Source organism: Shewanella aestuarii (genome assembly GCF_014647215.1).
Taxonomy (GTDB): Bacteria; Pseudomonadota; Gammaproteobacteria; order Enterobacterales; family Shewanellaceae; genus Shewanella; species Shewanella aestuarii.
Map to the genome: position 1 here is coordinate 318988 of NZ_BMOT01000003.1, position 12214 is coordinate 331201.

The window sequence follows — 12214 nt, forward strand, 5'->3', positions numbered from 1 at the left end:
TGTTAGGTGAGCGTCTGGAGGAAGCAAAAACTAGACTAGGGATTTAATTTGGCAATGACAGAGTCTGATGGTGTATTTTTGCTGTGATGGTAGGACTTCAGCGCATTTATTAATTGCGATTTGTTAATAGTCGTGGAGTGCTTGCTATAACGGGATTGTTGTAAATCGCTTAATGCTTGGTTAAGTGGCTCAGACAACTGACTGATCTCAGTTAACGTAACTTGACGCTGTAATATTGCCGAAAAGTATCTTTGTAATCCACTGATCACATCGCTGACATTATTACGATCACATGCTTCGGTAATCGTAGCTAGGCTGGCCACATCCGCAACAGGACGTTGAATGGTTTTCCTTGTAATATTAAGGTTTTGTTGTGAAACCGCTTTGCGCCATAATATCAGTGTTATTAACCATAATGTTGCAAACAAACCCGTTAACCAAGGCCAGTACCTCGCATACTGATAGGCAGGTTGTTGTGGCGTGATAGTTAATGCATTATCGCCCATTTGACCAGGAACAACTGTGATTGTTTTAGCCGGTAAAATGGCATATTCCTGCTGCTTTAATTGGGTGTTCCACCAAGGTACTTTTAATTCCGGCAGAGTATAGGTGCCAGGTTTGGTAGGTACTATGGCGGCGGTTAAACTGTATTGCGATATTACCTGACCATCACGAATACCGGTTTGACGCAGTGGTTTTTCTGGATAAACTCTTAGGCCTTCGGTCGTCGGCATAGTCAATTCTGGCAGACTATTTTCATCCACATTCATGGCGATTAAACTAATGGTTCGGGTGATAGGGCTGCCCGCTTCAAAAGTGGTTTGAGTATCGGGCCATACTTCACGTAATGATACTAAATCGCTGACCAGCCATTCCCCTTGGTAACTAGGAGGGTAGCTATTGATTTGAATTACTTTACGGTCGGCTTCGGTTTGCATAGGGATACTTTCATTAAAGCCAAACATACCGCCGCGACGTTGCGCTTCAACTAACACATCGCCTGAAAAATTGGCGCCGTCGATGATGATTTCACCTGGTAAACCCGCAACAATACCGTAGTTACGCTCAATAACTCGAAAACGACGGCCGTTAACGATTTCAGTGCTGTCGGTGTCTTCACCAATTTGTTTGATTTGTGCGCCTTTCACTACAGGTGCGCTGAGGACACCACGTTGTAGCTCAACGGCTAGATATAATTTAACTTTATAGTTAATCAATTGCCCAACATAAGCTTCATCAACATTGGTGCTAGCCTCTATGTATAAATTCTGCGCTTCTTGTGGCTGACTTCCTTTGGGGGCTACTTGCAGAATAATTGGCGATGAACTGATGCCCTCAATCGTGAAGGGCGGAATCGTAATACTGCCACTGGATTTTGCGGCTAACAGTATTTGCCAACGTGTTTCTTTGGTGGTGTTGAAGTTGACCATTTGAGTGCTTCTGCCCACACTGGTTCTACCCACAATAAAATTGTCCAATAATGCTGAGGTGTCTAATGCTGCGGTATTAAGATCATCATTGGCCGTGATATTCAATACAAAGTATTCACCCGCAATTACGGGGTTTTTTTCAATACTGGCTTCAACTTGGCTAAGCGCCATAACCGAAGGGGCAATAATAAGCAGCACAAGGCTTAATAAAATTCGAATTACCACTGCTCTGTTTCCTTGACCTGTTGATTTTGTTGACGTCGTTTTTGGTATTCCAATTGCATTTTATTGCGGATCAGTACCTGTGGATCTTCACTTATTGCGCGCAATGCTCGCTCCATATTTTCAGGCAATGGTTCTTGACCTAAGCTGGTAGGACTAATCGCTTGTTCAACTGGCTTATTTTGATCTTCCGTTGGTTTATCTGTGGGTTCAGAAGCTGGCGACGCTACGTTTTGCTGCTTTTCGCTATCGCTAGCCTCTTGCTGTTGCGATTCTGTATTAGCTTGCATGCTAGCTTCATTCTCTGGTGATTGTTCCTCTAAATCTTTGGCGTCACCTGAAGAGCTGGCATCAGATTGTTGTTTATCTGATTGTTGTTGAGATTGTCCATCTTGTTCATCTTGAGATGATGGCTGATCATTGGCTGATTGTTTGTTGGTATCAGCACCTTGCTGCTGTTCATCTGTTTGAGGATTTTGATTTGGCTCAGCGTTTTCAGGTGATTGTTCATTCTGTTGCTGGCTTTGCTGTTGTTCATCCTTGCTTTGCTGGCCATTGGGATCAGTATTTGAGCCGGATTGTTGCTGATCCTGCTGCTGAGCTTGTTGGTCTTCGCTGTTTTGTTCATTACTTTGCGGATCACCTTGCTGACCATTTTGTTGATCATTTTGCGCCTGTTGTTTGAGTAACTCTTCAGCCAGCGCCAAGTTTTCCTGAGCCTCAGTAAAGTCAGGTTGCAACGATAAGGCATTTTGATACCGCTTTATCGCTTCAGGTAAATTAGAGAGTTGCATCAGACTATTGGCTTGATTGTATAGTCCTTGAGCTGTGTCATCTAGTTCAAAACCTTCAAGGGCTTTTTGATATTCCTGCGCTTTATAATGGGCTGATGCTTGCCAATTTGAAGCACTAAACTTTTTAGCTGCCTGTTGGTAATCACCTTGCTCAAAAGCTTGCTGAGCTTGCTGATCTTTGGTCAGCCATAAATCATCCCATACGCTGGCGCTAACACTGGGGCTGTAAGCACTGCCTACAGTGAGTAAGCCAATCAATCCCGCCAAAGGTAGCCATGCAGTGGGCAATACAATGTTAGGCAATATTCCATGTTTAAAGCTCAATAGCATAGGTAAAAGCAACAGTATTGCTAAGTAAGGTCCTAAATCCTGCCAAGATTCCCCCTCAAGTTCAGTGGCTTTGGCTTGACCATCCTCAGCTAGCCATTGGCTTAATTGCTTTATATCGCTGCCATCTGCCTGAGTGGGAATAACGATTCCCGCTCCACGTTTGGCAAGTTTTTGCAATAAGCGAATATCTGTTTTAGCGACAACTACCTCATTGCTGCTGTCACGCATCAGCTGGCCGTCGGCTAACTTAATGGGGGCACCATTTTGGCTCCCAAACGCTAAAATGGATAATCGATAACGGCTATTTTTAAGTTGGCTATACACCTGATTAAATTGATCATCTGAAACGCCATCTGTCATTAAAATGATATCACCTGTTATATGTCCTCCTTGGGCTAATAACTGCTCTGCAAGGGTGATTGCCGCGGATAAGTTAGAGCCTCTTGATGGCATAATATCAGGGGTTAATGTAGGTAATAAGTTTAATAATGTGGCGTTATCACGGGTAAGGGGACTGATGGTAAATGCATCACCAGCATAGGCGATAAGGCCTGTTTCACCTTCTTTAATTTCTGATAGTAAGTCAGTTGCGCGAAAACGCGCGTGTGATAAACGGTTAGGGCTAAGGTCGGTTGCGTACATGGAATAAGACATATCCATCACCAGTACACGTCCTTGTTCAGTGGCAAAAACGGGCAGGTTTTGCTTGGTTATCGCAGGTCCTGATAACGCCAATACGGCAATTAGCCAGCAAAATGCTAGCATCCATTTCGGTTTACGCCCTTGCTCTACGCTGTCACTTATCAACATGGGACTTAAATGGGGCGCGATATATTGTTTCCAGGCCGATTGTTGCTGATGGCGACGCCAAAACAAGGCACTTAATAGGATCAGTGGTAGCAAGCCTAACAACCACTCTGGGCGAATAAAATGGATCATAGTGTTTTAGCTCCACGTTTGAATGAAGGTAACACCATTCCAGCTTGAAAATGTTGTCTACAGCTAATTAACATGCTCAATAATAAAGACATCAATAAAGGCCAATAAAACAATTCTTTTTTAGGGCGATAGCTTAATTGATCGCGAGTTACTGGCTCTAATTTATCTATGGTCTGATAAATTTGTTCAAGGTCTTCACTACTGCGAGCCCGAAAGTATTGACCATGGGTCATATCGGCTAATTTTTGTAATTGTGTTTCATCTAAATCCATCGATGGATTGATACGCTCTTTACCAAAAATGGTGCGACGTTCGAGTAGCTCAGCACCAACGCCCACGGTATAAATAGTGATGTTACGTTTTGCGGCAATTTCAGCAGCGGTTTCAGGCTCAATAGTACCAGCGTTATTCGAACCATCGGTCAGCAATACCAGTACACGGTTACTTTCTTCAACCATGTCAAAACGTTTTACAGCTAGGGCAATGGCTTCACCAATGGCTGTTTGTTTGCCCACTAAGCCGATTTGTGCATCGGTCAAAAACTTGGCAACAGAGCGCCTATCTTGAGTGAGCGGAGCTTGTAAATAGGCATGATCGGCAAATAAAATTAATCCGAGTCGATCGCCATTTCGACGTTCAATAAAATTAGCTAACACATGCTGGATCAGAGTAAACCGGTCAACGGTTCTACCTTCAACCACCATGTCTTCAATTTGCATACTGCCGGATAAGTCTACCGCCATCATTAAGTCACGTCCTTTTGACGGTAACTCAATAGGCTCACCTAGCCATTGGGGTCTGGCAACGGCACATAATAAAAACAGCCACATTAGCCAGTATAATTTACGGGAGTGTTTAACGTTTTGTCGAGTTTGATTTTTGATGGCATGACTGACACCTGGTAGCTGCAGATGGCCACCTTGGTCGACATTTTTAGTTTGTCTAAAAAAGAGTGGCAACGGCAGTAAAACGAATACTAAAGGCCAAGTTAAGCTTAACATTGCGCCTCCAATATATTTTGTGGATCAGTATTTGAAATATTCACTTGCTCAAAAGGGGCCGAATTAGCAAGCCACAGCTTCGCTAAGATAAGCAATTGTTGATTATCTTCGATGGTGAGGCCTTGTTGTTGATGGCGTTTAAATAGTAATGTGCCTATCTTGCGCTGATGATTAGCTGGCAGCCGTTTATCTAACCAATCAAACCAAGGTTGACCATTTAAATGGGCTAATGATTGTCTTGGTAAATATGTCATGGCAGTGCGTTTTAATAGACTATTCACCTGCGATGCGAAGGTATTTGCATTGCTGTCCATGGCGTTAAGCATGGCGAGTGCGGTTCTACGCGGTGCATGATAACGGTATTTTTTAAGTAGTGTTTTTACCATCCAGCTTAGCGATAATATTAGCAGCAGCAATAAAATCCAGTAACCTGGTGCAATGGGTAAAGATGACACTTTTTCTGGCAATGCGATGTCATGCATTTGTGCTAAAGGCGATGAAGCCTGATTAACTTCTGGAAGTGGCACACTTGAGGTTGCTGATGCCATTAATGAGTTAAGTAAAAGAGATAACATTTAGCGTAATAATTCCAATTGATCACACAGAGGCTTACCCGCATCAATGAATTTGGGCTGTACGTTAAGTTGTTTCATTAATTGGTTAAATTCATTTTGTGAGGCCTGTTGTTCATCCAACCATTTTTGGTAACTATCACGGGTTAATGTCAGCTGTTGTTTGCCATCTCTTACCGGAAAAGTAAATTGCTTAGGCAAAGCTAAGGTACCCTGTCTAAGTGGATCTGTGATAACAAATGCGCCAATATCGCAATGGCGTTTTAGTTGGGTTAACGGTGCTAAGCAACGCGGATTAAAATGATGCCCATCGGTAATGATCCACACCAATGAACCTGGCTTAGCAATGCGCTGCAGTCGCTGACAGGCTTTGAAAATATGGTCTGGATCTTGAGGGAGATTATCAAATTGATTTAGTTGTTTTTGATGAACATCAATCAGTCCTGAGGATAATTGCAGCATACCTTGTCTACGACTGCGTGGTTTTAATTCTAAGTGATTAGTTTCACTTGCAATTAATGCCCCGACTTTATCACCATGTTGCACGGCGCTCCAGGCAAGGGTGGCACAAACATGCGCGGCTTGCACTGCTTGTAATAACAGTTGCGACCCAAAATACAAACTATGGCTCAAATCCACTAATAGCAGAATAGGGCGTTCGCGTTCCTCGATAAACAATTTGGTGTGGGCAACACCTGTTCTTGCGGTCACTCGCCAGTCAATAGAACGCACATCATCACCATTTTGATAATGACGTACTTCAGCAAACTCCATACCTCGGCCTTTCACTAAGCTCGCCCTGTGACCGGACATCGATGCTTTTGCTCGCGTTTTTCTATCTGCAATAACATGAGACAAGCTTTGGCAGGCAATTAACTCCTGCTCATTCAAGTTCATGCCATCGCTAAATAATGGCAGTGATAATGCTGCTAAGCTCATAGTTTAAGGTACTGCGACTTGGGATAAGATACTGCTAATAACGCGATCTGCTGTAACGCCTTCAGCCTGTGCTTGGTAACTCAATAACAATCGATGACGTAACACATTTGGCGCGACAGCTTGAATATCTTCCGGAGAAACAAAATCACGGCCTTGTAGCCAGGCTCTTGCTCGTGCGCATCGTTCCAACGAAATTGTTGCGCGGGGACTGACACCATATTCTAGCCATTTGGCTAATTCTGGGCTGTAACGCTGGGGTTGACGCGTTGCCATGACGATTTCAACAATATATTGCTCAAGTGGTTCAGCAAGATAAATTTCTAATGCCTCATCACGAGCAGCAAACACATCTGATTGGGCAACAGGTTCAATCGTCGGTAATTGATGGCTAATCGCTTCTTTACGTGACTGACGCAAAATAAGGCATTCGGTTTCAGCACTTGGATAATCGAGATTCAAGTGCATTAAAAAACGGTCTAACTGTGCTTCAGGTAACGGGTAAGTCCCTTCGTTTTCTAACGGGTTTTGCGTCGCCATGACTAAAAACAGTTTCGGTAGCGGGTAACTGGTTTTACCCACTGTGACTTGTCCTTCGGCCATGGCTTCTAGCAATGCTGACTGCACTTTGGCCGGAGCTCGGTTAATCTCATCTGCTAAGATTAAATTATGAAATATTGGCCCAGCTTCAAATTCAAATGTTCCCGTTTGCTGACGATAAATATCTGTGCCAGTTAAATCCGCTGGCAGCAAGTCTGGGGTAAATTGAATACGATGAAACTCACCTTCAACACCATCACATAAGGCTTTTACAGCACGAGTTTTAGCTAAACCTGGTGGTCCTTCAACGAGTAAGTGACCATCAGCGACCAATGCAATTAATAGATTTTCAGTCAATACGGGTTGGCCTAAAATGACTGTGTCGAGATAAGTTCTTAAAGAATGAAATCGGCTTAAAGGCATACGGTTACTCAATAATTTGCTAATAACATAAACATAATGGCGCTTATGTTATGAATTCTCTATGGATTTGGCTAGTAGGATTAACAGATTTTAACCCTCAATGAAACTATTAACTTTTTTATGGATACGTTAGCAGATCCAGTCATGCTAGTTTATGAGCTAATTTGCTCAGTTTTTTCACAATACCCAGAGATTATTGGCCATTATGGATTTAATTATCAGGTTATCCTATGACCGTATAATGGAATAAATTAACAGCTTTGGATTCATTTATGGGTCTCTCTTTTTAACAAGCGTATTCGCATACCCACTATTTAATATTTTGAAAAATACGCTTAAACTGATTGATTTATAGGTACTTTTATTAAGAGGTTTTAGCACTTGATTGGCACATTTAAAGATATATCTAAACAGGTGTTTAAAACCTGCAAATAAAAAGTTAGAATCAGATCACATTTTGATGGTCTGACCACTAGTTAGACAGAAACGGATATTTACAACTTGAGCTTGTATCGCCAGGTTAACGATAAGAAGAGGGTGAAAAATGAGTGATAGACAACAAGTAACAAATGCCCGCGGTGAGCGTATAGCTATCGTCGCAGGTTTAAGAACGCCTTTTGCAAAGCAGGCTACAGCATTCCATGGCGTATCAGCGCTAGATATGGGCAAAATGGTGGTGAATGAGTTGTTGTCTCGTTCAGAATTAGACCCTAAAACCATCGAACAATTGGTCTATGGACAGGTTGTACAGATGCCTGCGGCACCGAACATTGCCCGTGAAATCGTGTTAGGGACGGGTATGGATGTGTCTACCGATGCCTACAGTGTGACACGTGCTTGTGCGACATCTTTCCAATCAGCGGTGAACGTTGCTGAATCAATCATGACAGGCAATGTTGAAATTGGTATTGCTGGTGGTGCAGACTCTTCATCGGTATTACCTATCGGTGTATCTAAAAAACTAGCTCATGCATTGGTTGATTTAAATAAAGCCCGTACATTCCAGCAGAAATTTGCGATTATGCGTCGTTTAGGTTTAAAAGACCTTATGCCTGTTCCGCCAGCTGTTGCTGAGTATTCAACGGGGTTATCTATGGGGCAAACCGCTGAACAAATGGCTAAAACCTACGGTATTAGCCGTGCCGATCAGGATGCATTAGCGCATCGTTCACACACGCTTGCAACCCAAACCTGGAATTCAGGTGTGTTACAGCAAGAAGTGATGGCGGCACACATTCCTCCCTATAAGCAGTTTATCGACCGTGATAACAACATTCGTGAAAATTCCGTTCTAGAGTCTTATGCCAAGTTACGCCCTGCTTTTGATCGCAAGCATGGTACGGTAACCGCTGCAAACAGCACACCCTTAACCGATGGTGCATCGGCCATTATTTTAATGAGTGAAGGTCGTGCGAAAGCACTAGGTTATCAGCCTATTGGTTACATTAAGAGTTACGCCTTTACGGCGATTGACGTATGGCAAGACATGTTAATGGGCCCATCCTATGCCACACCATTGGCACTGAAGCGTGCTGGTATGGAATTAGAAGATCTTACCTTAGTAGAAATGCATGAAGCATTTGCGGCACAAACCTTAGCTAACATGCAAATGTTTGGATCGAAAAAGTTTGCACAAGAAAAGCTAGGCCGTAATCGTGCTATTGGTGAAATCGACATGAGTAAGTTTAACGTTTTAGGTGGCTCATTAGCCTATGGTCATCCATTTGCTGCTACAGGTACGCGTTTAATTACTCAAGTGTGTCAAGAACTTAAACGTCGTGGCGGTGGTACTGGTTTAGCAACAGCATGTGCCGCAGGTGGTTTAGGTGCAGCAATGATCGTGGAAGTGGAGTAATTACAATGGAAAAGACTTTTAACTTACAACGTCGCGAAGACGGCATAGCAATCCTGACTATGGATGTGCCTGGTGAGACCATGAACACCTTAAAGTCTGAATTTGGTCCTGAGGTGTCGCAAATCATCGCTGAAGTAAAAGGTGACACTAGCATTAAAGGCTTAGTTGTTGTCTCAGGGAAAAAAGACTCATTTATCGCAGGCGCAGATATCAGTATGTTAGCTGCTTGTACCAGCGAGCAACATGCTAAAGATTTATCGCAGCAGGGTCATGTTGTATTTAATGCACTTGAAAGTATGGATATTCCCGTTGTTGCAGCTATCAATGGTGCTTGCTTAGGGGGTGGATTAGAGTTTGCTCTAGCATGTCACTTACGTGTATGCAGTGATGACAATAAAACAGTACTTGGTGTACCTGAAGTGCAGTTAGGGTTATTACCAGGTGGCGGTGGAACCCAGCGTTTGCCGCGTTTAGTGGGGGTGGCAACAGCCTTAGACTTAATGCTTACCGGTAAGCAAGTGCGCCCGAAACAAGCATTAAAAATGGGTTTAGTGAATGATGTTGTGCCCAACTCTATTTTGCTTGCTACTGCAATTGAGCTTGCTAAAAAAGGCAAAAATGCTGCTAAACCGGTTAAAAAATCGAGATTAAATCAGTTTTTAGAGTCAACTTCATTTACCCGTGACATCATGTTCGATCAAGCGCGTAAACAAGTAGAAAAGAAAACAGCGGGTAATTATCCTGCTCCAACTAAGATTATCGACTGTGTTCGTCAGGGCCTGAATAAAGGTATGGTTAAAGGGCTAGAGGTTGAGGCGACTCATTTTAGCAATTTAGTTATGTCTAAAGAATCAGCGGCTTTACGCAGTATTTTCTTTGCTACGACCGAAATGAAAAAAGAAACTGGCGCCGCTGGCGCTGAGCCTCGTAAAGTTAAAAAAGCCATGGTGTTAGGTGGTGGTTTAATGGGTGGTGGTATCGCTTCGGTAACGACAACTAAAGCCAAAATTCCCGTACGAGTAAAAGATATTTCTGAGCAAGGGCTAAGTAACGCCTTAGCGTATGCGTACAAATTGTTAGACAAAGGCGTGAAACGTCGTCACATGACACCGGCTGTTCGTGACAACATCATGTCTTTGATGACGACCACAACAGATTATAAAGGCATTAAAGATGCTGATATCGTCGTTGAGGCAGTGTTTGAAGATTTAGCTTTGAAGCATCAAATGGTCAAGGATGTTGAACGTGAATGTGGTGAACACACTATCTTTGCATCCAATACCTCTTCATTACCAATTGGTCAAATCGCACAGGCAGCAACACGCCCTGAAAATGTAATTGGTCTGCATTATTTTTCACCAGTTGAAAAAATGCCGTTAGTTGAAGTTATTGCCCATAAGACCACCTCAGCTGAAACGATTGCAACCACAGTAGCCTTTGCGCGTAAGCAAGGTAAAACACCGATTGTTGTTCAAGATGGCGCAGGATTCTATGTAAACCGAATTCTTGCACTGTATATGAATGAAGCGGCGCAATTATTACTTGAAGGTCAGCGTGTTGAACATTTAGATAATGCCTTGGTTAAGTTTGGCTTCCCTGTTGGCCCTATGACTTTACTTGATGAAGTGGGCATTGATGTGGGAGCCAAAATTTCACCCATTTTAGAAAAAGAACTTGGCGACCGTTTTTCTGCACCTGCAGCTTTTGACAAATTACTTGCCGATGATCGTAAAGGTCGTAAAAACGGTAAAGGTTTTTATCAATACGGCCCTAAAGCCAAGAAAGCTAAATTGGTTGATGAATCCGTATATGGCGTGTTAGGGATTAAAGCTGCTTCAGATAAAGAAGCAAAAGAGATTGCTGAGCGTTGTACCATTCAAATGCTTAATGAAGCGGTACGTTGTTTAGAAGAGGGCATTATTGCAAATGCCAGAGATGGTGATATCGGGGCTATTTTTGGTATTGGTTTCCCACCATTCCTAGGTGGACCGTTCAGATACATAGATACTCTAGGGGCTAAAAACTTAGTTGATACGTTAACGCGTTATCAAAAGTTATATGGTGATCGTTTTGCTCCTTGTGAAATGCTTAAAAGCATGGCAACAGAAGGCGATAGCTTTCATACAAACTAGTTAGTTTGGCTTAGTCAACTAAAGTAGATTAAAAAAACGGCAACTGATTGCCGTTTTTTATTGCCGCTACGGAAAACTTTTGCCTTATTTTTAATCGAAATTAGCGCTCTTTAGGGTATAATGCGAGCGATTTTTAGTTGTTTCGTATTAAGTGGATTGTCCCACAGTGCATAATGCTTGAACCTTAATTTCGATTGTTAATGAGTTACGGTTTAATTATGGCAACTATTCGTGCTGAAATGGAGTGCCAAACGGCATGATCAGTATTTGTCATCATGGAATGTAGTTAACTGAGTGTAAGATGAGGTTTCAGTGATATTTCAATTCGAGTGGTTTTTATTATCATTAGTGCTGTTGGTGAGTGGATTGTTTTTAGGATTTTCAGCATATCATGCTGGGCTAGCCGTTAAGCGATGGGCCTTTGTTGGCGCATTATTAGGGCCTATAGCCTATCCGTTATTCACAACACATAAACATCTAGCCCACCGCAAAGTCGAGGGCGCTCAATCGCATCGATTAAGTCTGTGATCTGTCTTGAACTAACATAGTGAATAAAGTTTAAACCGACCAAAATTTGCATACTAACCTGTGAATTTCGTTAACGGCTTTAAAACCCAAGATTTCAACAAACAAAAAAGGAGCTATTAGCTCCTTTTTTGTTTGAATCGCAGTGTTACTTCCACCAAGCTTTAGCTTGAATGACTTCTAAATGCTCTAACCCTGCAGGTAACTTGACTTTTTTACGTGCTGGTTTGGCTAAACCTAATGCAATTTTCAATGAAGTAAACATAGTCTAACTCCTTAAGCAACTTGCGTATCTAGGACTTTAATAACAGGTAAGCCAGCCGTTTGTGTGTCTAGAACCTTAATAACAGGTAAGCCAGCCGTTTGTGTGTCTAGAACCTTAATAACAGGTAAGCCAGCCGTTTGTGCGTCTAGAACCTTAATAACAGGTAAGCCAGCCGTTTGTGTATCTAGAACTTTAATAACAGGTAAGCCAGCCGTTTGTGTGTCTAGAACTTTAATAACAGGTAAGCCAG

Annotated in this window: 9 protein-coding genes; 2 read left to right on the plus strand and 7 right to left on the minus strand. The window is 42.6% G+C overall.

Annotated elements, in window-relative coordinates; translation table 11 throughout:
- Positions 1-35: 35 nt before the first annotated feature.
- The 6 genes from IEY03_RS07400 to IEY03_RS07425 are packed head-to-tail and all read right to left on the minus strand — an operon-like array spanning position 36 to position 7187.
- Positions 36-1655: a BatD family protein gene (locus tag IEY03_RS07400; RefSeq protein WP_188840704.1), complete on the minus strand. Its 1620-nt coding sequence runs from the start codon at positions 1653-1655 to the stop codon at positions 36-38.
- Positions 1649-3715 carry a vWA domain-containing protein gene (locus IEY03_RS07405; RefSeq protein WP_188840705.1) on the minus strand — a complete coding sequence of 689 codons (2067 nt, stop codon included), beginning with the start codon at positions 3713-3715 and terminating at the stop codon, positions 1649-1651. The genes IEY03_RS07400 and IEY03_RS07405 overlap by 7 nt, the downstream gene beginning before the upstream one ends.
- Positions 3712-4716, minus strand: a complete 1005-nt coding sequence (locus IEY03_RS07410) for a vWA domain-containing protein (RefSeq protein WP_188840706.1) — start codon at positions 4714-4716, stop codon at positions 3712-3714. Before IEY03_RS07410 ends, IEY03_RS07405 begins: the two co-directional genes overlap by 4 nt.
- On the minus strand, positions 4710-5291 hold the full coding sequence (locus IEY03_RS07415) for a DUF4381 domain-containing protein (protein WP_229778225.1): 582 nt from the start codon (positions 5289-5291) through the stop codon (positions 4710-4712). Before IEY03_RS07415 ends, IEY03_RS07410 begins: the two co-directional genes overlap by 7 nt.
- Positions 5292-6227: a DUF58 domain-containing protein gene (locus IEY03_RS07420; protein ID WP_188840707.1), complete on the minus strand. Its 936-nt coding sequence runs from the start codon at positions 6225-6227 to the stop codon at positions 5292-5294.
- A 3-nt stretch (positions 6228-6230) separates the two neighbouring features.
- Positions 6231-7187: an AAA family ATPase gene (locus tag IEY03_RS07425; RefSeq protein ID WP_188840708.1), complete on the minus strand. Its 957-nt coding sequence runs from the start codon at positions 7185-7187 to the stop codon at positions 6231-6233.
- Positions 7188-7731: 544 nt separating this feature from the next.
- Between IEY03_RS07425 and fadI the strand changes: the two genes are divergently transcribed.
- Positions 7732-9042, plus strand: coding sequence for an acetyl-CoA C-acyltransferase FadI (gene fadI, locus IEY03_RS07430; RefSeq protein ID WP_188840709.1), 1311 nt, complete (start codon positions 7732-7734; stop codon positions 9040-9042).
- Between the two features lie 5 nt (positions 9043-9047).
- Entirely contained in the window at positions 9048-11174 is a 2127-nt protein-coding gene (gene fadJ, locus IEY03_RS07435) for a fatty acid oxidation complex subunit alpha FadJ (protein WP_188840710.1), read from the plus strand.
- An 801-nt stretch (positions 11175-11975) separates the two neighbouring features.
- Here the strand turns inward: fadJ and IEY03_RS07440 are convergent.
- Positions 11976-12214 (minus strand): hypothetical protein (locus tag IEY03_RS07440; protein WP_373290842.1); only part of this gene is annotated, 239 nt, incomplete at its 5' end.